This is a genomic window from Rhodococcus sp. IEGM 1307 (assembly GCF_030056915.1).
Taxonomy (GTDB): domain Bacteria; phylum Actinomycetota; class Actinomycetes; order Mycobacteriales; family Mycobacteriaceae; genus Rhodococcus_F; species Rhodococcus_F opacus_D.
In genome coordinates, this window is sequence record NZ_JASHKW010000001.1 from 213,079 (window position 1) to 234,153 (window position 21,075).

Consider the following 21,075-nt stretch of genomic DNA (forward strand, 5'->3'; position numbering starts at 1 on the left):
GTCGGCATGTGCAAATATGCACAAGTGACCTCTGGAACAGCCCTGCCCAGCGCCGATGACCTGCTCGTACTGCTGGCAGTGGGGCGGACCGGCCGCTTCAACACCGCCGCCGACGACCTGGGCGTCAACCACACGACCATCTCGCGGCGGATCGCGAGTCTGGAGAAAAGCCTCGGCGGCCGGGTCCTCGTGAAGGCCGCGGGCGGGTGGGAACTCACCGACCTCGGGCGGCAGGCGCTGACCGCGGCCGAACGCGTGGAGGCCGCCGTCCACGGACTCGTCGCCGAACCCGGCCGCGCCGACCACCTGAAGGGCGTGGTCCGGGTATCGGCGACCGACGGGTTCAGCGCCTACATCGCGGCACCCGCCGGCGCACTGATCCGCAGCAGGCACCCCGAGGTGTCCGTGGAGATCGTCGCGATCACCCGCCGGGCCTCACAGCATCGCTCGGGGCTCGACATCGAGATCGTCGTGGGCAAGCCGCAGGTGCACCGGGCGGAGGCGCTGTGGCTGGCCGACTACACCCTCGGCCTGTACGGCGCGAAGGCGTACCTGTCCGAACACGGCACCCCGAGGCAGGTGGGAGATCTGGCCGATCACTCACTCGTCTACTTCATCGACTCGATGCTGCAGGTCGACGAACTCGACCTCGCGCGCCGCCTCACCGTCTCGATGCGCGAATCGGTGACGTCGACCAACGTGTTCGTGCACGTCGAGGCCACCCGGGCGTCGGCGGGCATCGGATTGCTGCCGTGCTTCATGGCCGACCGCCACGCCGACCTCGTGCGGGTGCTGCCCGGGCAGGTCGAGGCCACGCTGGCGTACTGGCTCGTGGCGCGACCCGAGTCGTTGCGCCGACCGGAGGTCGCGGCGGTGGTGGGGGCGATCCGGGAGACGGTGGAGTCGCAGCGGGACGCGTTGGCGGGGCAGTGAGCGCGTCACGCTAGCGTCAAGGGGTGCGTCCAGAATCCCAGCGGTCCAACATCCAGACCTTCCACGTGATGGACGTGTGGAAGGCCGCCACCGAACGTCAGCGCACCCACGGTGACGTGCTGACGCTCGCGGCGGGACAGCCGTCCACTCCCGCGCCGCAGCCGGTGCTCCGCGCGACGCGGGAAGTGCTCGACGGACACCTGCTCGGCTACACGGAGACATTCGGCATTCTGCCGTTGCGGGAGGCGATCGCCGGATACCACTCCGCCAAGTCCGGTATCGACGTCGATGCCGAGGACGTCGTCGTGACCACCGGATCCTCGGGTGCGTTCACGCTGCTGTTCCTCGCCGCGTTCGACGTCGGCGACACCGTCGTGGTGGCCCGCCCCGGCTACCCGGCCTACCGGAACACGCTCGCCGCGCTCGGCTGCACCGTCATCGAGATCGACTGCGGAGCAGACACCCGGTTCCAGCCGACGGTCGCGATGCTCGACGCCCTGCCCGAGCCGCCTGCCGGACTGATCGTCGCCAGCCCCGCCAACCCCACGGGCACCGTCATCGACCCCGGCGAATTGGCCGCCCTCGCCCGCTGGTGCGACGAGCACGGGACGCTGCTGATCTCCGACGAGATCTATCACGGCATCGGATACGGCGAGCAGGCGATGACCAGCTCGTGGGAGACGTCGCGCGAATCCGTCGTCGTCGGATCGGTGTCGAAGTACTTCTCGATGACGGGCTGGCGGCTGGGCTGGATGCTGGTGCCCGAGGGGCTGCGTCGCCCGTTGCAGCGGCTCGCGTCGAACATGACGGTATGCCCGCCCGCCATCTCCCAGTACGCGGCGATCGCCGCGTTCACCGAGGAATCGAGGGCCGAGCTCGACGGCCACGTCCAGCGCTACGCCGTCAACCGGGAGCTGCTGCTCACCGGACTCCCGGAACTGGGTATCACCGACCTGGCGCCAGCCGACGGCGCGTTCTACGTGTACGCCGACATCGGGCACCTGCTCGGCGGATCCCACGGCGCGACGTCGACGGAATGGTGCTCGCGACTGCTGCAGGACACCGGTCTGGCGCTGGCCCCGGGCATCGATTTCGACACCGTCCACGGCGACCGGACGGTCCGGCTGTCGTTCGCCGGATCCACAGCCGAGGTCCGGGAATCGCTGGTGCGACTGGGTCGCTGGCTGTAGCCGGAGTTTCCCGGCCACGCCTCTTGCGGCGCCGCCGCTGCAGTTGTTCGATGGACTTGGGCGCACTGCGTGTTCGGGCGTGCCAGGCAAGGAGAACGGCGATGCTGTACATCGCGTTGTTCGCATTCGTGTTGTGGGTCCTGTGCTTCGCCGACGCCATCACCACCGACGACGACCAGTTCCGGAACCTCTCGAAGGAGGGCTGGCTGGTGATCGTGCTGCTGCTTCCGCTCGTCGGCTCGGTGTTGTGGCTCCTCGTCGGACGGCCGCAGAAGGACCAGGGAGGTCAGCTGCCCACCGACCCGGAGGAAGCCGAGTTCGTGCGGCGGTGCCGGGAACGGGCGGAGGAGCAGCGCCGGGAAGGTTTCCACGGGCGCGACCAGGAGTAGAAGGCCTACACTGTGGCTAGGATTACAGTGTTACACACCGGCCCTGAGGCGACGACATGAGCGACATCAGTCATCCACAGCCACCCGTTCCCGGCGGAGTCCGCATCGGGACCGTGGAACGGGAGCAAGCCGCGGCGGCACTCGCCGAACATTTCGCAGCCGGACGGCTCGAGACCGACGAGTTCGACGCGAGGGTCCGTCAGGCGTACCTCGCCAAGACCGCCGCCGACCTCACGCCGCTCTTCGCGGACCTCCCGGACAAACAGCGCTTCGTGCCCGAACCCGATCGCGTGCGCCGTGATCCGGGACGGGAGGCCGCGGCGCTGCGGACACTCGTGTTCGTGGTGGCCGTGCTCGCCGCGATCCTGTGGGTCGCCCTGGTCCGCGTCCCCCCGCTCGTCTTCCTGCCCATCGTCTGGCTCGTGCTGGCCCGGCGCGGCTTCGGCAGGCGGTCGTGCCGGGCGTGGTGACGGGCTGACCCGGACCGGCGAGAACTGCGGAAAACTACCGCGAGGTCGGTTGTCGCTCCCGTACTCTGACAGGCAGGTCCACGCCGTCGAGCGATCGAGGAGCCACGATGACCACCAGAATTGTGCGATGTGCGAGCCTGATCCCGGTTGTTGCGGCCTCCGCGCTGCTGCTGGGTGGGTGCGGTTCCGACAGCAGTGACACCTCGTCGACCTCTGCCAGTGCCACGGCGTCTGCCACGGCCACGACGACGGCGCCCACAACGACGGGCACGGCGGTGGCATCCGCGGTCACCAAGCAGCAGGCGGAGCAGATCGCCGTCGCGACGGTCCCGGGTGGCACGGTCGTTAACTCCGAGGAACAACAGCGGGACGGTAAGACGGTGTGGCACGTCCACATCCGCGACACGCGGGGCTACGACTACGACGTGAATGTCGATGCGGCGACCGGCGCGGTGGTGCCCGACAGTCAGAACAGGGAGACCACCGCGACGCCCGCACCCGCGCCCCCCGCCGGCGGGGCGGTCACCCAGCAGCAGGCGGAGCAGATCGCGGTCGCGACGGTCCCGGGTGGCACGGTCGCGAACGCCGAGCAGCAGCAGCGGGATGGTACGGCGGTGTGGCACATTCACATCCGCGACGCCAAGGGCTGGGATTACGACGTGAACGTCGACGCGGCGACCGGAGCCGTCCTTCCCGACAACTGACCGCAGTGGGTAGAACGACCCATGTTCCGCCCGGGGCGGGATGGGTGAATTTTCCGATGCCCGGGTGGTGACGTCGCTCTAGCGTCGAAGGCATGGTCAACACGTCAGTTCTCGTGTCGCGCTCCGACTTCCAGCGGTGGGCCGCCCGTGCGGGCGCAGCGGGACCGCTGGTGTTCACCGCGGGGTTCGTCGCCCAGGAGGTATTCCTCCGGGACGACTACAGCTCGATCGCCGACCCGATCAGCGCTCTCGAGGCGGACCCGAGTGGGTGGATCCAGCAGCTGAACTTCCTGGCGTTCGCCGTGCTACTGCTGATCTTCGCGGCCGGACTGCACCGCGGCATCGCGGCGACACGCTTCGGCTGGGCGGGACCGGCTCTGCTCGGCGCGGCGGCGGTGGGGCTGGTTCTTGCCGCCGGGTTCCCGTTGCGTGAGGACGCGACCGGGAACGCCTACGACCCCGGCCACCATGTGATCTCGGGGGTCACGTTCTTCTCCTGCAGCGCGCTGTCGCTGCTGGTGCTGTCGCGCCGGTTCGCCGCCGATCCGCGGTGGCGCGGCCTGGCGTGGTACACCGCGGTCGCCGGGGTCCTCGGACTGGGATGCTTCGTGATGCTGGGCCGGTTCGCGATGCCGGAGGGTGCCCCGCTGCACGACGTCGCCGGACTTCTCCAGCGGTTCACGCTTCTCGCCGTGACATTCCCGGCGCTGGTGACCATCGCCCTGCGGCTCCGTCGCCTCAACTGCCGGCCCCTGGATCTCATCCGGTCGTGAAGGACGGCATCTGTGCTCGCGCGAGGCAACTCGTGTCGTAGCTGCCGACCGGGTTCTCGAGAAAGCCGACCGTGACGGCCGGGGCGCAATCCGAGGACTGCAGCACGTCGTGGCCCAGACCGGGGAACTCGAGGACCTCGGACCGAGGCAGGGTTTCGGCCGCGGTCCGCGCCTGCGATCCGCACCGACACCCGCATGGTCCCGACGCTACGCGGGCGGCCTCCGCAGCCCACATACTTCGCGGTCTGTCGTCCAATTTGCCCTGGTGCGGCACCCGCGGCTGGCAGGATGAATTGGTGTCATCTGCGGCAACTCCGAAGGGCGAACGGCGCCGACAGGCGCTGGTCGAGGCTGCCGCCGATCTGCTGCTCGAGGGCGGATTCGACGCGGTCCGGCACCGCTCGGTGGCCACCCGGGCCGACCTTCCGCTCGCGTCGACTACCTACTATTTCGAGTCGCTGGACGACCTGATCGCGAAGGCCGTCGAATGCAACGGCAACCGCGATCTCGCGGTCATGCGCAGCCGCGTCGACGACGTCACGCACCGGCGCCGCGGCCGCGAATCCACCGTCGACCTCCTCCTCGAGCTACTCGTCGGACCGGCACTGATCAGTGAGGACTGCCGCGAGAGGCTGATCTCCCGGTACGAGCGGTTCACGGCCTGCGCGCGTCGCCCCGAACTGCGCGAGGTGCAGTTGCGGTTGCGCGCGCAACTCGACGACATACTCACCGAGGCCCTGCGACGCTCCGACCGCGACGTCCGGCAGGAGCAACTCCGACGGCTCGTCGCCGTCGTCGACGGAGCTCTGGTGACCGCGCTCGGCGAACACGACCCCGACCTGCGTGCCCTAGCCCGGGCCATGCTGCTCGACGTCGTCGACGTCGTCGCGCCCGCCCTCGACCGGCCGGACCACGTCGAGCTGTAGCACCGCCGTAAACTGAGGACTCGTGAGCCGCATCCCGAACGTCCTTGCCAACCGTTACGCCAGCCCCGAACTCGTCGAGTTGTGGTCGCCCGAGCACAAGATCGTCCTCGAGCGTCAGCTGTGGCTCGCCGTGCTGCGTGCCCAGGCGGAACTCGGGATCGACGTGCCGGCCGAGGCGCTCGCCGACTACGAGCGGGTGCTCGAGCAGGTGGACCTCGACTCCATCGCCGACCGCGAGCGCGTCACGCGCCACGACGTGAAGGCCCGCATCGAGGAATTCAACGCACTCGCCGGGCACGAGCAGGTTCACAAGGGTCTGACCAGCCGCGACCTCACCGAGAACGTCGAGCAGCTGCAGATCCTGCGGTCGCTCGAGCACGTCCACGCGCACGGTGTCGCGGTCGCCGCCCGGCTGGCCGAGCGGGCCGCCGAGTACGGCAGCCTCGTCATGGCAGGCCGGTCGCACAACGTCGCGGCGCAGGCCACCACACTGGGCAAGCGGTTCGCGTCCGCCGCCGACGAACTGCTCGTCGCGCTCACCCGGCTGCGCGAGTTGATCGACCGCTACCCGCTGCGCGGCATCAAGGGGCCCATGGGCACCGCGCAGGACATGCTCGACCTCCTCGACGGCGACGCGTCCAAGCTGGAGGCGCTGGAGCAGAAGGTCGCCGAGCACCTCGGCTTCTCCCACGTGTTCACGAGCGTCGGCCAGGTGTACCCGCGGTCGCTGGACCACGACGTGCTGTCGGCGCTGGTGCAGGTGGCGGCCGGGCCGTCGTCGTTCGCGCACACCATCCGCCTGATGGCCGGCCACGAACTGGTCACCGAGGGCTTCCAGCCCGGCCAGGTCGGCTCGTCCGCGATGCCGCACAAGATGAACACCCGCTCCTGCGAGCGCGTCAACGGACTGCAGGTCGTGCTGCGCGGGTACGCGACCATGGCCGCCGAGCTCGCGGGCGCGCAGTGGAACGAGGGCGACGTGTTCTGCTCGGTGGTGCGCCGCGTCGCGCTGCCGGACGCGTTCTTCGCGATCGACGGACTGATCGAGACGTTCCTGACCGTGCTCGCCGAATTCGGCGCCTACCCCGCCGTCATCGAGAAGGAACTCACCCGGTACCTGCCGTTCCTCGCCACCACCAAGGTCCTGATGGCCCTGGTGCGGGCCGGAGTGGGCCGGGAGACGGCGCACGAGGTCATCAAGGAACACGCCGTCGCCGTCGCGCTGGCGATGCGCGAGGAGGGCAGGGAACCCGACCTCCTCGACCGTCTGGCCGCCGACGACCGCCTGCCCCTCGACCGGGCCGCCCTCGACGAGGCCCTCGCCGACAAGAAGGCGTTCATCGGTGCCGCCGAGTCGCAGGTCGCCACGGTCGTCGCGCAGGTGCAGAAGCTCGTCGACGCCAACCCTGAGGCAGCCGCCTACCAGCCGTCCCCGATCCTGTAGGCGCGTAGCGCCCGTGCGCCTTTTTGGTAGCGGGGACTACCGAAAAGGCGCACAAGCACCGGAGGTGCCTACCCGTGAACTGCATTTTCTGCGAGATCGTGTCGGGCCGATCCGACGCCAGCGTCGTGCACGAGGACGACGACGTGATGGCGTTCATGGACATCCGGCCGTGGACCTCCGGACACCTGCTGGTGGTCCCGAAGCGGCACGCGAGCGGGCTCGCCGACCTCGACCCGGGCGACGGCGCGGCGGTGTTCGCGGTGGGACAGCGCATCGCGACCGCGCTGCGTCACGGGCCGATGCGTGCCCAGGGCGTCAACTTGTTCCTCGCCGACGGGATCGCCGCCGGCCAGGAGGTCTTCCACGTCCACCTGCACGTCGTTCCCCGGACGGCCGGTGACGGGTTCGGGCTGCGCGGAATGCCGAAGTCGCCGAGCCGGGTCGCGCTCGATCAGACGGCGGGCGTCATCCGTTCCTCCCTCACCTGACGTGAGTGGCAAAGCGTGCGGGAGCACACTTTGTCACTCACGTGCGGGGAAGCGGACCTCGCCGGTGGGGCCGTTCTCGTCGAACCGTCGTTCGGTGATGTCGAAGGTGCCGTCCGGCCGGACCCGCAGCAGTGTCGACGCCCGCGTCCCGTAGTCGCCGTAGTGAATGAACCGGGACGACAGGGCGCGCTCGAGTTCGGGTTCGATGCCCGTGTCGGGCAGTGAGTCCCACGGTGCGGGGTCGCTGTCGGCGAGCACGTCGAAGTATGCCCCCGGGTCGGCCTCGGGGCTGCCGTCGTCGGCTGCGAGGGCGGCCGCGAATGCCTGCTTGCCGCCGGTCACCTTCGGCCACGGCGTGTCGAGTTCGGCGTTGGACAGGCCGTGGACGCCGGGTTCCACCCGCTGCCGCCTGCCGTGGGGCCGGTTGGTGGCCCACCACAGTTCCGTGGGGTCGCCGACGAGCAGGTTGAAACTGCCGTACTCGGCGCCGGTCGCGGCCACCTGTTCGGCGTAGTCGGCGGGTGACAGCCCGCCGCGGAGGTAGTCGACGGGCAGGGCGCCGCGGGACCGCGCCCCGGTCGAGGGGGCGCCGTTGCGGACGTTGGTGACGGCCGCGAATCGCTGGGAGTCGGCAATTCCCATCCAGGTGCCGCCGGCGAGCAGATCGCGGCCCGCGAGGAACCCGTCGTCCCACCTGCTCAGCGGTTCGGTGGGCCGGGCGTAGAACTCGTCGCGGTTGGCCGCGACGACGAGGGGGAGGTCGGGGCGGGTATGCCAGGCGAACAGGACCAGGCACATGCAGACGTCTCCTCGTCACCTCGATCATCCGAACTCGCTTGTGCATGCCCGAGCGTAGCCGCCCTCGTAATACCTCTGAAACAGAGCTATATTGATTTCATGGCACAGAACGAGTCGCCTGCCGAACAGCTCTTCGCCGCAATCGGATTGCTGCGCCGGCACACGCGCCGTCGAGTCGGGCGGCCGTGGCCGGAGACCCCGTTGACGGGGTCACAGGTGGAGTTGGTGCGTCTGCTCCGTCGCAGGCCCGGCACGTCCGTAGCGGAGGCCGCGGCGGCCCTGGGCCTCGCGGCGAACACCGTTTCCACCCTCGTGCGGCAACTGACCGACGCCGGGCTGGTCGAACGGGTGCGGGACGAGTCCGACCGCCGCGTCGCCCGCCTGGCGCTCACCGACGACGCTCGGGCACAGGTCGAGCGTTGGCGCGACCGCCGCAACATCGAGGTCGCCGCCGCATTCGACGGGCTGAGTGCCGAGGACAGGAAGGCCATCGAATCCGCCATCCCCGCCATCACCCGCCTCGCCGGAGCGCTCCACCCGGATCAGGCCGGGCCGACCGATCGGGAGGTCGTCAGATGATGTTTCGCAGGGCGCAGACCGCCGCACGACAGCGGTCGGCAGGCGACGCGCTGGAACTGTCGCACGTGACCTACTCGTTTGGGGACTACACCGCGGTGAAGGACCTGAGCCTCGTGATCGAGGCGGGGGAGTGCTTCGGCCTTCTCGGCCCCAACGGGGCGGGGAAGACCACCACGATCCGACTGCTCAACACCCTTCTCCCACTGCAGGGCGGCGACGTGAGCATCTTCGGGTTCGACGTGCGCACCCAGGCGATGGCCGTTCGACGGCTGCTCGGGTATGTGCCGCAACAGTTGTCGATCGAAGGCGCGCTCACCGCCCGTGAGAACGTGTCCTGGTTCGCCCGCCTGTACGACGTACCCCGGTCCGAACGCAGGCGCCGGGTGGACGAGGTGCTGGAGACGGTGGATCTCGCCGACGTCGCCGACCGGGTCGCGTCGAGTTTCTCGGGCGGCATGGTCCGGCGCCTCGAACTCGCGCAGGCGTTGGTCAACCGGCCGTCGTTGCTGGTGCTCGACGAACCGACGGTCGGGCTCGATCCGGTGGCGCGGGATTCGGTGTGGACCCGCGTCACCGAGATGCAGAAGCAGTACGGGATGACGGTCCTGCTCACCACCCACTACATGGAAGAGGCCGAGGCGCTGTGTGATCGGGTCGCGTTGATGCACCGCGGCGAACTGCGGGCGGTCGGTTCCCCATCGGGACTCGTCGCCGAACTGGGGCCGGACGCGACGCTCGACGACGTCTTCCGCCACTTCACCGGTGACAGCCTCACCGCCGACGAGAAGGGAGGGCTCCGGGATGTCCGTAGCGCCCGCCGCACTGCCCGCCGTCTGGGCTGAACCGCCGACCCGGGATGCGCTCCGGTTGTTGTCGCGGATCGTCACGTTCTGTCTGGTCGAATTGCAGAAGCTCCGCCACGACCGCACGGAGTTGGTGACCCGCGCGATCCAGCCGATCCTGTGGCTCGTCATCTTCGGGGAGACGTTCAGCCGCATCCGCGCGATCCCGACCGGCGACGTCCCCTACCTGGACTATCTGGCGCCGGGCATCATCGCCCAGTCGGCGCTCTTCGTGGCGATCTTCTACGGCATCCAGATCATCTGGGAACGCGACGCCGGGGTCCTGACCAAACTGCTCGTGACACCCACTCCGCGTGCGGCTCTCGTCACGGGTAAGGCGTTCGCGGCCGGTGTTCGCGCGGTGGCCCAGGCCGTGGTCGTCGTGGTCGTGGCGGCGCTGCTCGGCGTCGGAATGACGTGGAATCCGGTGCGACTTCTGGGTGTCGTCGCGGTCGTGGTGCTGGGAGCGGCGTTCTTCTCGTGCCTGTCGGTGGCCATCGCCGGGGTGGTGCTCAAACGCGACCGGCTGATGGGGATCGGGCAGGCGATCACGATGCCGCTGTTCTTCGCGTCGAACGCGCTGTACCCGGTGGAATTGATGCCGGGGTGGGTCCAGGCGATCAGCCGCGCCAACCCCCTGAGTTACGAGGTGTCCGCACTCAGGGGGCTGCTGATCGGCCAGCCGACGAACTACTGGCTGGACTTCGGGGTGCTCGTGGCGGCCGCGGTGCTCGGGATCGCCGTCGCGTCCGCGCTGCTGGGGCGACTGTCCCGATAGCCGGGTGGGGTCACGAAGTCACGAACGTCTTCTCCAGTGCCCGGCGCAGGTCGGACTTGCTGATCTTGCCGACGCCGGTGACCGGGAACTCGTCGACGAACACGACCTTGTCCGGCACCTTGTATTCGGCGAGTCCGCGGCCGCGGACGAACTTCTTGAGTTCGACGGCCTTCGGCTGCTCGCCCTGGACCACGACGAACGCGCAACTCCGTTCACCGAGATACGGGTCGGGCATCGACACCACCGCGACGTCGGCGACGGCGGGGTGTGCGAGGAGATGGTTCTCGACCTCTTCCGCGGCCACCTTCTCGCCGCCGCGGTTGATCTGGTCCTTCGCGCGGCCCTCGACGACGAGGTAGCCGTCGTCCGTGAGCCGGACGATGTCGCCGGTGCGGTAGAAGCCGTCCTCGGTGAACGCCGTCGAATTGTGTTCGGGAGCCCGGTAATACCCGCGGATGGTGTACGGGCCGCGGGTGAGCAGATGACCGGACGTGCCGTTCGGGACGGGCTCGCCCCGGTCGTCGACGACCCGGACCTCGTCGTCGGGGCTGATCGGTCTGCCCTGGGTGGTGACGATCGTGTCTTCCGGGTCGTCGAGCCGGGTGTAGTTGACCAGGCCCTCCGCCATCCCGAAGACCTGCTGCAGCGTGCACCCGAGTTCGGGACGGACCCGCTTCGCGGCCTCGGCGCTGAATTTGGCACCGCCCACCTGCAGCACCTCGAGGCTCGAGAGGTCGCGTTCCGTGCGACCACTGGCGGCGAGCCACGCCAACGCGAGCGGCGGCACCAGCGACGCGATCGTGACGCCCTCCTTCTCGATGAGCGCGAACGCGGTGTCGGGACTCGGATCCGGCGCGAGCACCACGCGACCACCGGCGTGCAGCACACCGAGGATGCCCGGTGAGCTCATCGGAAAATTGTGCGCCGCAGGCAGAACGACGAGCATGCGGGTGCTCTCGTCGACACCGCAGATGCGGTCCGACTCGCGCACCGAGTACAGGTAGTCGGTGTGGGTGCGCGGGATCAGCTTCGACACCCCGGTGGTTCCGCCCGAGAGCTGCAGGAATGCCACGGATTCCGGACCCACCGCCGGCCCGTCCGAGATCGGTTCCGCCGCCCGCAGTTCGTCGAGTGACGTGAACTCCTCCGCGTCCCCGGCCACGATGATTCGGGGCGGATTCTCGGCCGAGGCCACCACGTCGCGGGCGAGGGTGCGGTAGTCGAATCCTGCGTGCGTATCGGTGACGACGTAGGCCGCGGCGTTGGTGAAGCTGCAGAAGTAGGAGATCTCCTGGGCGCGGTGCGCGGGAAGCGCGAACACCGGCAGTGCGCCGAGCCGGAAGACCGCGAAGATCACCTCGACGTACTCGACGACGTTCGGCAATTGCACCACCACCCGGTCGCCGGGCTGCACCCCCGACGACTGCAGCCCGGCGGCGAGCCGGTCGGCGCGGTCGGACAGTTGCCGGTAGGTGAGGGAACGGTCGACCCCGGACGCGTCCGGCCCGGTCACGGCGATCGCGTCCCCGAATTGCTCGGCGCGGGCGCCCAGGAACTGCTGGAACGTCTCGTCCGTCCAGTACCCGGCGTCACGGTAGCGTGCGGCGAGGTCGGCGGGGTAGCCGACGGTGGTCTCCAGGGGAGCGCGAACGCTCGTGGTCATCGAAAGTCCTTTCACGGGCATGGCTGTTCGGGGCGTCAGGCTCGGAGGGTAGCGCCGCCGTCGACGTAGAGCGCCTGCATGGTGATGTGACGCGCCCGCTCCGACAGCAGGAACTCGACGGAGTCCGCGATGTCGGCGGCGTCGGCGATGCGGCCCAGCGGGATACCGACCTTGAACGAGCCCAGGTCGCCGTCGATCGCCCCGCGCGCTCCGGCGTCGTCGGCGGGATCCGACCACAGCGACCGCTGCATCGCGGTGTCCGTCGAGCCGGGGGCGACGATGTTGGCGCGGATCCCGTATTCGGCGAGTTCGAGGCCGAGTACCCGGACGATCATCGAGACGGCAGCCTTGGACGCGCCGTACGCGCCCATGCCGGTGCGGGGGACGCCCGCGGCGTTGGAACCGACCACGACGATGGAACCGGCTGCACGCTCGCGCATTCCGGTGCCGACCGCCCTCAGCACGTTGACGAGGCCGGTGACGTTGACGTCGAACACCCGCTGCCAGCTCTCGGGGTCGGCATCGAGCACCGAGCCGGTCTCGAGCACACCCGCCACGTGCGCGAGTGCGGTGATGGGTCCGTGCTCGTCCTCGATCCGGCGGACGGTGTCGGTGACGGCGGCGGTGTCGCGGATGTCGGTGACGGCGGTGCCGAGCGGCGGGGTGTCGAGCAGTGCCGCGGTGGCGGAGAGGCCGTCGGCGTCGCGATCGAGCAGTACCAGGCGGTGACCGGACCGCGACAGTGTGACGGCCGTGGCCCGCCCGATGCCCTGTGCCGCCCCGACGACCAGTGTCGTGCCGCTCATCGGGGGAGTCCCAGTGCGGCGAGGACGGTGCCCAGTTTGGTTGTGGTCTCGGCGAGTTCGTCGTCCGGTTCGGATGCGGCGACGATGCCGCCGCCGGCGTACGCCGTGACGGTGGTGCGGTCGGCGTCGATCTGCGCGCACCGGATGGTGACAATCCATTCGCCGTCACCGTCGGCGTCGGCCCAGCCCACGGCGCCGGCGTAGAAGCCGCGGTCGCCCTCGAGTTCGCCGATCAGTGCACGCGCCGCGTCGGTGGGGGTGCCGCACACGGCCGGGGTCGGGTGCACGGCGACGGCGAGGTCCAGTGCGGTCACCGAGCGGTCCCGCAGCCGTCCCGACACGGGCGTGCCGAGATGCCACAGTTGCGGTGTGCTGGTGAGGGTGGGCCGGTCGGGGATGTCGAGCTCGGTGCAGAACGGTTCGAGGCTCGCTCGCAGCGCCTCGACGACGAGGGTGTGTTCGCGCAGGTTCTTCTCCGACGACGCGAGGTTTTCCGCGGTCAGCCGGTCGATCTCGGGATCGGTGTGCCGGGGAGCGGATCCGGCGAGAGGGTGGCAGGTCACGGTGTCGCCGTGGCGACGGATGAGCACCTCGGGACTCGAGCCGACGAGGTGCCGTCCCGACCAGCCTGTGCCTGCGGCGCTCAGATCGACGCTGAAGCCGTTGCCGCCGAGGTCGTTCGCGACGAGTTGCGCGAGCAGTGCGTGCGGATGCAGCGGTTCGTCGGCGTGCAGGACGACCGATCGGGCGAGCACCACCTTGTGCAGTGTGGCCTCGGGTTCCCGCAGCACGTGAATGGCGGCGGCGACCCGGGAAATGTGCTCGTCCTCCGCGGGAATCGACGCACCGGCGCGCACGCGCGGAAGGGCCTGCAGTCGAGGGGACCAGCTTCCCGGGTGATGACGCAGCGTCTGTGGTGCGATCAGCGCGGCGGGATGTGACGGGTCGAAGGCGAGCGCGCCGACCACCGACGTCGCGGTGCCGCTCCGCAGGGCCGCGGCGGCGTCGTGGGCGGAGTCGTAACCGGTGCGGATGCCGTCGGCGATCACGGTGCCGTGCGGTCGGGAGAGAATGAACGGCGCGCCCGGCGGGAGGTCCGCCGAAGTCTCTGCGGACTCGGCAACGGCCGTCGACTGCATATGCGATCACCTTTCGTAGCGGACAACTGCGGTGCGCGTGGCGATGCGCACCGTCACGTCACGACCATATACGGTTAGCCTAACCTTTGGTGGTTCAGCTTGTCCGTCTGCGGTCCCGTTGCGACACGTATTCCGTTGCAGACCAGCGATTTCGAGTCACGACGTGGGGCGCGATATCAGCCGCAAACAGCATCTGGATTCTCGCCACCCCCGACTGGCCTAACATCGCATGCACACGTTGCATGGAGGGCAGGCGGCTGCAATGACCGAACGCAGGTTCTCGCTCGATCAGCGGATCGTCGCCGCCCTCCAGGTCGACGGGCGGTGCTCCTGGAGCCGCATCGCCCAGGCGCTCGGCGAACCCGAGCGGAACGTCACCCGGCACGGCATCGCGCTCCTCGAGTCCGGCCGGGTGGCCGTCACCGCCGTCGCGAACAGCGGCGGCACCGCGATCGTCCGCCTCCAGTGCTCCCCGGGAACGGTTCGGGTGGCGGCGAGCGCCCTCGCCCAGCGCAGCGACTGCATCTTCGTGTACATCCTCACCGGCACCGCCGACTGTGTGGCCGAGATCCACGTGTCCCGGGACCGCCTCCCGAAGCTCGTCATGGACGAACTGCCCGCGACGATGGGCGTGGTCCGAAGCTGGACCGACCCCGTGCTGCGATACTTCCGCACGGTCCGCGAGTGGGAGGCCGGGGTGCTGACCCCCGCCGAGAAGGAAGCGATCGGCGGGGTGTCGCCTCCGGCGACCTTCCTCACGGACCTGGAACGCGGCACCCGGGATCCCGTCGACCGGACGATCATCCGCGAGTTGATGCAGAACGGGCGGGTGGGCACCACGGCGCTCGCCCGGACCGCGGGCGTGTCCGAGGCGACGGCCCGGCGACGCGTCCAGTCGCTGCTCGCCGAGGGTGCGATCAGCCTCCGGGTGGTGGTGGATCCGGCCCTGTTCGGGCTGCGTGCCGAGGCGATGCTGTTCATCAAGACCCAGCGCAACCGGATCGAACCGCTTGTGCGGGGGATGCTCGAGATGCCGTACGTGCGGTACGCCGCCGGCACGGCGGGCGAGTACCAGGTGGTCGCCAACATCGCCGCGCCCGACGAGTCGGTGCTTTACGACTACATCACCACCGCGCCGTGGGTGGCGGACGCGGCGGCCCTGGAAACCAACATGGTGGTGCAGGCGGTCAAACGCAGCGGGCGGGCAATGTGACGGATTTCGACATCTGGCGGCCCCTCCGGCACACCTGATTGCGATCTCCGACAGGCTGGTGGCCGATTTCGCCGAACCTCGTCCAGCTGTTGAGTGCTGTGATCCGCACCACGCATGCTTCCTCTACTCCCCGGATGGAAGAAGGAACAGCATGCAACGAGACGCCATTCTCGGGGCGATCGAGGATTCGCCGCAGCGCCGCTGGCTGCTGCTCGTCCCGGTCGCCCCGGTGCTCGCACTCGTCACCGCCGTGTGGCTGCCGTTTGTGAACACCGCCGACCTGTGGCTGGGGATGCCCCGGCTGCTCGTCTGGTGCTCGGCCTGGGTGCTCCTGCTGCTGCCCGCCCTGGCAGCGGTGGAGTTCGGCCTCGTCCGGCCGCACGAGGAGCGGCGCGACGACCGCCAGCTCGAGGAGGCGACGCTATGACGAACTCAGCTCTGTGGATCACCCTGGCCGGCATGATCGGATTGGCCGTGATCGCGTTCGGTGGACGCCGGAAACGCGCTCAGAACCTGAGCGAGTGGACGGTCGGCAAACGGAACTTCGGTGTGGTCACCAGTTTCTTCCTGCAGGCCGGTGAATCGTTCACCACGTTCACGTTCCTCGGTGTCGCCGGTATCGCGTTCACCGCGGGCATCGGCGCCACCTACGCCATCCCGTACATCCCACTCGGCTACGTGGCCCTGTATTTCATCGGACCGCGAATCTGGAAACTCAGCAAGGACCGCGGATACATCACCCAGGCCGACTTCTTCGCGGACCGGTACCGCAGCCCGCTCCTCGGCCGGCTCGTCGCCCTGTGCGGCATCATCTTCCTGCTGCCGTACCTGCAGCTGCAGATCACCGGCCTCGGTCTGATCGTCCGTCTCGTCACGGGCAGCGCGAGTTCGGGCACGCTGAGCATGATCGTCGCGACCGTCCTCGTCGTCGGATTCGTGCTGTGGGCCGGCATTCACGGCCTCGCGCGCACCGCCTACGTCAAGGACGTCCTGATCCTGCTCGCCGTCGTGGTGCTGTCCATCGTGATCCCGTTGCACTTCGCCGGTGGCATCGGCGACGTGTTCGGCCAGATCGCCCAGACCCACAGCGAGATGCTGACCGTGAACCCCGGCGACTACGACAAGGTCTGGTGGACCACGAGCCTGCTGATCTCCGCGATCGGCTGCGGGTTCCTCACCACCCCGCACCTCTGGCCGCCACTGCTGGCCGCGAAGAACGGTCGAGTGATCCGCTCCAACAACACTTTTCTGCCGATGTACCAGGTGGTCATGATTCTCCCGATCATGCTGGGCTTCGTCGGGATCCTCGCGCTGAATCCCAACACCAGCAGCAACGCCGTCCTGCTCACGCTGGCCGGGGGAGCCCTGCCGAACTGGGCGCTCGGACTGATCGCGATCGCCGCGGCCTCCGCCGCGATGCTGCCTGCCGGCGCCATCTGCATCGGCATCTCGACGCTGGCGTCGCACAACCTGGTGAAGATCGAAAGCGAGCGCACGAAGCTCCGGTTCAACCACCTGGTCGTGATCGCGGCTGCCACCACGGCTCTCGTACTCGGCCTGACGCGCCCCGATCTGCTGGCCAACCTGTTGCTGCTCACGTTCGGCGGTCTCAGCCAGCTCGCTCCCGGTCTGGCGCTGGCTCTGCCCGAGAAGCCATTGCTCGCCAAGCAATCCGTGTTCGCCGGACTCGTCGTGGGCATGCTCACCGTCATCGTGATGACCGTCTTCGAACTGAACCTCGCCAACATCGACGCCGGCATCTGCGGCCTGGTCCTCAACCTCGCGGTAATCGCCGTCGTGGAGGCCGTCGTCCGCGCCACCCGTCCCCGCACCCCGACCTCCGCGTCGTCGGAAGACCTTCCGGCCGCCACCCCGATCCTGGAGACCACGTAATGACCATCGATCACTACTCGACCGCGCGAGAGATGCTCGCCGCACTGCGTAGCAAGGACATCTCGGCCCGCGAGCTGCTCCACCTGCACACGGACCGGATCACGCAGGTGAATCCGACGGTCAACGCGCTCGTCAGTCTCGACCTCGACCGCGCGCACGCCACCGCCGCCGCCGCGGACGCGCAGACTGCGGCCGGGACCCCGGTGGGGCCGCTGCACGGACTGCCGTTCGCGTTCAAGGACACTCACGACGTCGCCGGATTCCCGACGGTGGCGGGCTCATCGCTCCTCGTCGACAACGTGCCAGTGACCAGTGAGCTGATCGCCGAACGCGTCATCGCGGCCGGGGCCGTCACGATCGGCAAGACCAACGTCCCCGAATTCGCCGCAGGCTCGCACACGTTCAACCCCGTCTTCGGGACCACCACCAACCCGTACGACCCCACCAAGAGCGCGGGTGGCTCGAGCGGCGGCGCCGCGGCGGCGCTCGGTGCGGGACTCGTCCCGCTGGCCGACGGCAGCGACATGGGCGGTTCGCTGCGAAACCCGGCGTCGTTCTGCAACGTCGTCGGATTGCGCCCCACCCCCGGCCGTGTTCCGTGCTGGCCCAACAGCGCGCCCTGGGACTCACTCGTGACGCAGGGGCCGATGGCCCGGAACGTCGACGACCTGGAACTGTTGCTGTCGGTGATCTCCGGACCCGACGCGCGGATCCGCAGTTCTCTCAGCGCCGACGCCGTCGCGCCGCGTCTCGGTGTCGCCGGCCTGCAGGGTCTGCGCGTCGCGGTGTCCGCGGATCTGAACGGCATCTTCCCCGTGGACGCGCCGGTCCGCGAGATTCACGACCGGCAGTCGTCGATCTTCGCCGCCGCGGGTGCCGTGGTGGCCGAGGACGCGCCGTCGATTCCCGACGCCGAGTGGGTGTTCCGCACACTGCGGGCATGGCGGTTCAAGATCGACCTCGGTGACCGCGCCGACGCCACCCCCGAACTGCTGAAGCCGTCGCTGCTCGACAACATCCGGCAGGCAGACCGGCTCTCCGCCGACGATGTCGCGAAAGCCATGGTGGCGCAGGCGGAGATCCAGCAGCGCGCCGTCGAGTTCTTCACCCACCACGACATCCTGGTGATGCCCGTGTCGCAGGTGCTCCCGTTCGACGCCGAGCTCGAGTACCCGGCGGCGGTCGACGGCCGTCGCTGCGACGACTACCTCGACTGGATGACGTCCGCGTTGACCGTGACGGTGCTGGGTTGCCCCGCGATCTCGGTTCCCGCCGGCTTCAGCGCCGACGGTCTGCCCGTCGGCGTGCAGATCGTCGCCGCCCCGGGCAACGACCTGTTCCTGCTCGACGTGGCACGGGCCTACGAGCAGCTCAACCCCGTCGGGGCCACGCGTCCGCACCTTCTCCAGAGGGCGGCAGCGTCTACTTCGTGAAGTCGTCCTCGCCGACCCGGTGGACGTGGATGAGGTTGGTGGATCCGACGGTGTGTGGGGGTGAGCCGGCGACGATGACGACGAGGTCGCCGCGCCGGTAGCGGCCCAGTCGGAGGAGGGCGGTGTCGACCTGGCGGATCATCTCGTCGGTCGATTCGACCGGGTCGACGAGGAAGGTTTCGGTGCCCCAGGTGAGGGCGAGTTCGTTGCGCACCTGGGGTACCGGGGTGAATGCCAGCAGCGGCAGCGGGGTGTGGAGCCGGGCGAGTCGTCGCACGGTGTCCCCGGACTGGGTGAACGCCACCAGCGCTGCGGCGTCCAGGCGTTCGCCGATGTCGCGGGCGGCGAACGAGATCACCCCGCCGTGGGTGCGGGGAGTGTGGGTGAGGGCGGGGACGGTGGTGGACTGGTGTTCGACGGCGGAGAGGATCCGCGCCATCGTCGCGACCGTCTCGGTCGGGTAGGCGCCGACGGAGGTTTCACCGGACAGCATCACCGCGTCGGCGCCGTCGAGGACCGCGTTGGCGACATCCGACGCCTCGGCCCGGGTGGGGCGGGAGTTGTCGATCATCGACTCGAGCATCTGGGTGGCGACGATCACCGGTCGGGCGTTCTCCCGGGCGATCTGCACGATGCGTTTCTGCACCAACGGCACCTGTTCGAGGGGGAGTTCCACCCCGAGGTCGCCGCGCGCGACCATGACGGCGTCGAAGGCGCGCACGATCGCCTCGATGTCGTCGACGGCCTCGGGTTTCTCGATCTTCGCGATGACCGGCACCCGACGGCCGATCCGGTCCATCACGTCGTGGACCCGGTCGATGTCGGTGGGGGCGCGGACGAACGACAGGGCGATCAGGTCGACTCCGAGCCGCAGGGCGAATTCGAGGTCGTCGATGTCCTTGTCCGACAGCGCCGGGACGGACACGTCCATTCCGGGGAGGGATACTCCCTTGTTGTTGCTGATCGGGCCGCCCTCGGTCACCCGGCACACGACGTCGTTGCCGTCGACGTCGAGGACGGTCAGCGCGATCTTGCCGTCGTCGACCAGCAGTCGGTCACCGGGCCGCGCGTCCTGGGTGAGGTGGGTGTAGGTGGTCGAGACCCGGTGGTGGGTGCCCGCGCAGTCCTCGACGGTGATCCGGACCTGTTCGCCGGTCGCCCATACCGCCCCGCCGTCGGCGAAGCGGCCGAGGCGGATCTTCGGTCCCTGTAGGTCCGCGAGGATTCCGACGGCTCGGCCGGTGTTGTCGGCTGCGGCGCGGACGCGCCGGTAGTTGGCTTCGTGGTCGGTGTGGTCGCCGTGACTGAAATTCAGTCGGGCGATGTCCATCCCGGTTTCGACGAGACTGCGGGTGCGCTCGTCCGTGGCGGTGGCCGGCCCGAGCGTGCAGACGATCTTCGCCCTCCGCGGCGACAGCAGCGACGCCGCGCCGACATCGGCGGCGAGTGGCGAGGGGATGTCAGTGAGAGTCATCGTGGTCCTTCGTTGTGGAGAAGTGAGCTGCGGCCGATGTCGCACCCGATACGGGTGAGGAGTTCGCCGGTCAGCTCCGGGTCGGTGGCCGTGTTCCGGTCGGTGTAGTCGCCGAGGGCATGGATGTATTCGAAACCGGTGGGTGCCCAACGGTTCCGGGAGAGCGTGTTGCGGCCGGCGACGGCGATCACCGGGACCGGGTGGGCGCGGCGGGCGAGGACGGCGAGGAGTTTGCCGTGTTCGGTCTGCTCGTCGATGCTGCCCTCGCCGGTGATCACCAGGTCCATTCCTGCGAGGTAGCCGTCGAAATCGAGCAGGTCGAGGAAGTACTCGGCACCCGAGACCATGCGTGCTCCGAGCATCATGGCGGCGAATCCGATGCCGCCGGCGCTGCCGGCGCCGGGGGAGTTCGCGACCGTACGCGCCTGCGGGTGGCCGCTGCGGGTGAACGCGTCGACGAGGTTGTCGAGGCCGGCGTCGAGTTCGCGCACGGTTGCGGGGTCGGCGCCCTTCTGGGGGCCGTACACGGCGGCGGCGCCGTTCGGTCCGGTCAGTGGGTTGGTGACGTCGCCGGCGATCACGATCTCGTTTCCGGAGAGATTCACTGCGCGGGAGGAATCGACCGTGTGGACCTGGTGCAGGGTCCGGCCGCAGGCCCGCAGTTGCCGGCCGTCGGCGTCGGCGAACGTGAATCCCAACGCGGCGAGCATGCCCATTCCGCCGTCGGTGCCGGCGGACCCGCCCAGGGCGAGGACCAACCGGCGGGGTCGAAACCGCAACGCCTTCGAGATCGCTTGTCCCATACCGAGGCTGGAGGCGTCGAGCGGAGCGCGGCGGCCGCCTGGGAGGGTGGCCAGACCGCAGGTGTTGGCGACTTCGATCACCGCTGTGGTGCCGTTGACTGCGATACGACCGCGCTGGGGTGTTCCGGTGGCGCCTGCGACGGTGACCGGGTGTGGAGTGAACCCGACGGCCACCGCCGCGTCGACGCTGCCGTCGCCGCCGTCGGCGAGGGGAAGCTGTGTGCTCTCGATTCCCGCCGAGGCGAGTCCGGCAGAGAGGTGTTCGGCGACATCGGCTGCGGAGAGCGAGCCCTTGAACTTGTCCGGGGCAACCAGAACCCTCATCGGCCTTCCTTTC

At 69.2% G+C, this 21,075-nt stretch carries 22 protein-coding genes; 16 read left to right on the top strand and 6 right to left on the bottom strand.

Going from position 1 to position 21,075, the window contains the following annotated elements; translation table 11 throughout:
* Positions 1 to 6 precede the first annotated feature (6 nt).
* The 9 genes from QM841_RS00985 (at position 7) to QM841_RS01025 (ending at position 7,317) form a co-directional block, all read left to right on the top strand.
* The gene (locus QM841_RS00985; protein WP_283330958.1) at positions 7 to 933 is read left to right on the top strand and encodes a LysR family transcriptional regulator; all 927 of its coding nucleotides are present in this window, start codon (positions 7 to 9) and stop codon (positions 931 to 933) included.
* A 23-nt stretch (positions 934 to 956) separates the two neighbouring features.
* A complete protein-coding gene (locus tag QM841_RS00990; RefSeq protein ID WP_283330593.1) occupies positions 957 to 2,123 on the top strand; it encodes a pyridoxal phosphate-dependent aminotransferase in 1,167 nt (388 codons plus the stop codon).
* A gap of 101 nt (positions 2,124 to 2,224) precedes the next feature.
* Positions 2,225 to 2,512 carry a PLDc N-terminal domain-containing protein gene (locus QM841_RS00995; RefSeq protein WP_283330594.1) on the top strand — a complete coding sequence of 96 codons (288 nt, stop codon included), beginning with the start codon at positions 2,225 to 2,227 and terminating at the stop codon, positions 2,510 to 2,512.
* A 56-nt stretch (positions 2,513 to 2,568) separates the two neighbouring features.
* Positions 2,569 to 2,982 (top strand): DUF1707 SHOCT-like domain-containing protein, encoded by a 414-nt coding sequence (locus QM841_RS01000; RefSeq protein ID WP_280778781.1) that lies wholly within the window; start codon positions 2,569 to 2,571, stop codon positions 2,980 to 2,982.
* A 107-nt stretch (positions 2,983 to 3,089) separates the two neighbouring features.
* Positions 3,090 to 3,686: a PepSY domain-containing protein gene (locus QM841_RS01005; protein ID WP_283330595.1), complete on the top strand. Its 597-nt coding sequence runs from the start codon at positions 3,090 to 3,092 to the stop codon at positions 3,684 to 3,686.
* A 92-nt stretch (positions 3,687 to 3,778) separates the two neighbouring features.
* Entirely contained in the window at positions 3,779 to 4,459 is a 681-nt protein-coding gene (locus QM841_RS01010; RefSeq protein WP_283330596.1) for a DUF998 domain-containing protein, read from the top strand.
* Between the two features lie 296 nt (positions 4,460 to 4,755).
* Positions 4,756 to 5,385 carry a TetR/AcrR family transcriptional regulator gene (locus QM841_RS01015; RefSeq protein WP_283330597.1) on the top strand — a complete coding sequence of 210 codons (630 nt, stop codon included), beginning with the start codon at positions 4,756 to 4,758 and terminating at the stop codon, positions 5,383 to 5,385.
* A gap of 22 nt (positions 5,386 to 5,407) precedes the next feature.
* Positions 5,408 to 6,829, top strand: a complete 1,422-nt coding sequence (purB, locus tag QM841_RS01020; RefSeq protein WP_283330598.1) for an adenylosuccinate lyase — start codon at positions 5,408 to 5,410, stop codon at positions 6,827 to 6,829.
* A 74-nt stretch (positions 6,830 to 6,903) separates the two neighbouring features.
* Positions 6,904 to 7,317 (top strand): HIT family protein, encoded by a 414-nt coding sequence (locus tag QM841_RS01025; protein WP_283330599.1) that lies wholly within the window; start codon positions 6,904 to 6,906, stop codon positions 7,315 to 7,317.
* Between the two features lie 33 nt (positions 7,318 to 7,350).
* On the opposite strand, the gene QM841_RS01030 is transcribed toward QM841_RS01025, so the two are convergent.
* Positions 7,351 to 8,115: an NRDE family protein gene (locus QM841_RS01030; protein WP_283330600.1), complete on the bottom strand. Its 765-nt coding sequence runs from the start codon at positions 8,113 to 8,115 to the stop codon at positions 7,351 to 7,353.
* 99 nt (positions 8,116 to 8,214) lie between these two features.
* Here QM841_RS01030 and QM841_RS01035 point away from each other — a divergent pair, with 99 nt between their 5' ends.
* The 3 genes from QM841_RS01035 to QM841_RS01045 are packed head-to-tail and all read left to right on the top strand — an operon-like array spanning position 8,215 to position 10,314.
* Positions 8,215 to 8,694 carry a MarR family winged helix-turn-helix transcriptional regulator gene (locus tag QM841_RS01035; RefSeq protein ID WP_280778773.1) on the top strand — a complete coding sequence of 160 codons (480 nt, stop codon included), beginning with the start codon at positions 8,215 to 8,217 and terminating at the stop codon, positions 8,692 to 8,694.
* Positions 8,691 to 9,536 (top strand): ABC transporter ATP-binding protein, encoded by an 846-nt coding sequence (locus QM841_RS01040; protein WP_283330601.1) that lies wholly within the window; start codon positions 8,691 to 8,693, stop codon positions 9,534 to 9,536. Before QM841_RS01035 ends, QM841_RS01040 begins: the two co-directional genes overlap by 4 nt.
* Positions 9,496 to 10,314, top strand: a complete 819-nt coding sequence (locus QM841_RS01045; RefSeq protein ID WP_283330602.1) for an ABC transporter permease — start codon at positions 9,496 to 9,498, stop codon at positions 10,312 to 10,314. The genes QM841_RS01040 and QM841_RS01045 overlap by 41 nt, the downstream gene beginning before the upstream one ends.
* A 10-nt stretch (positions 10,315 to 10,324) precedes the next feature.
* Here the strand turns inward: QM841_RS01045 and QM841_RS01050 are convergent, their stop codons facing one another.
* Genes QM841_RS01050 through QM841_RS01060 form a run of 3 tightly spaced genes read right to left on the bottom strand, consistent with a single transcriptional unit; the run spans position 10,325 to position 13,922 of the window.
* On the bottom strand, positions 10,325 to 11,977 hold the full coding sequence (locus QM841_RS01050; protein WP_283330603.1) for a (2,3-dihydroxybenzoyl)adenylate synthase: 1,653 nt from the start codon (positions 11,975 to 11,977) through the stop codon (positions 10,325 to 10,327).
* Positions 11,978 to 12,012: 35 nt separating this feature from the next.
* A complete protein-coding gene (locus QM841_RS01055; RefSeq protein WP_283330604.1) occupies positions 12,013 to 12,783 on the bottom strand; it encodes an SDR family oxidoreductase in 771 nt (256 codons plus the stop codon).
* Positions 12,780 to 13,922, bottom strand: a complete 1,143-nt coding sequence (locus QM841_RS01060; RefSeq protein WP_283330605.1) for an isochorismate synthase — start codon at positions 13,920 to 13,922, stop codon at positions 12,780 to 12,782. Before QM841_RS01060 ends, QM841_RS01055 begins: the two co-directional genes overlap by 4 nt.
* Positions 13,923 to 14,184: 262 nt before the next feature.
* On the opposite strand from QM841_RS01060, the gene QM841_RS01065 reads away from it, so the two are divergent.
* The 4 genes from QM841_RS01065 to QM841_RS01080 all read left to right on the top strand — a co-directional run bounded on the left by QM841_RS01065 (position 14,185) and on the right by QM841_RS01080 (position 18,461).
* Positions 14,185 to 15,135 (top strand): Lrp/AsnC family transcriptional regulator, encoded by a 951-nt coding sequence (locus QM841_RS01065; RefSeq protein WP_280778764.1) that lies wholly within the window; start codon positions 14,185 to 14,187, stop codon positions 15,133 to 15,135.
* A gap of 151 nt (positions 15,136 to 15,286) precedes the next feature.
* Positions 15,287 to 15,562 (top strand): hypothetical protein, encoded by a 276-nt coding sequence (locus QM841_RS01070; protein ID WP_283330606.1) that lies wholly within the window; start codon positions 15,287 to 15,289, stop codon positions 15,560 to 15,562.
* Positions 15,559 to 17,028, top strand: a complete 1,470-nt coding sequence (locus QM841_RS01075) for a sodium:solute symporter family protein (RefSeq protein WP_283330607.1) — start codon at positions 15,559 to 15,561, stop codon at positions 17,026 to 17,028. The genes QM841_RS01070 and QM841_RS01075 overlap by 4 nt, the downstream gene beginning before the upstream one ends.
* Complete coding sequence (locus QM841_RS01080) at positions 17,028 to 18,461, top strand: amidase family protein (RefSeq protein ID WP_283330608.1); 1,434 nt, start codon at positions 17,028 to 17,030, stop codon at positions 18,459 to 18,461. The genes QM841_RS01075 and QM841_RS01080 overlap by 1 nt, the downstream gene beginning before the upstream one ends.
* On the opposite strand, the gene pyk is transcribed toward QM841_RS01080, so the two are convergent.
* Both pyk and QM841_RS01090 read right to left on the bottom strand, forming a co-directional pair.
* Positions 18,451 to 19,935, bottom strand: a complete 1,485-nt coding sequence (pyk, locus tag QM841_RS01085; RefSeq protein WP_283330609.1) for a pyruvate kinase — start codon at positions 19,933 to 19,935, stop codon at positions 18,451 to 18,453. The genes QM841_RS01080 and pyk overlap by 11 nt on opposite strands.
* Entirely contained in the window at positions 19,932 to 21,062 is a 1,131-nt protein-coding gene (locus tag QM841_RS01090) for a glycerate kinase (protein ID WP_283330610.1), read from the bottom strand. The genes pyk and QM841_RS01090 overlap by 4 nt, the downstream gene beginning before the upstream one ends.
* Positions 21,063 to 21,075 lie beyond the last annotated feature (13 nt).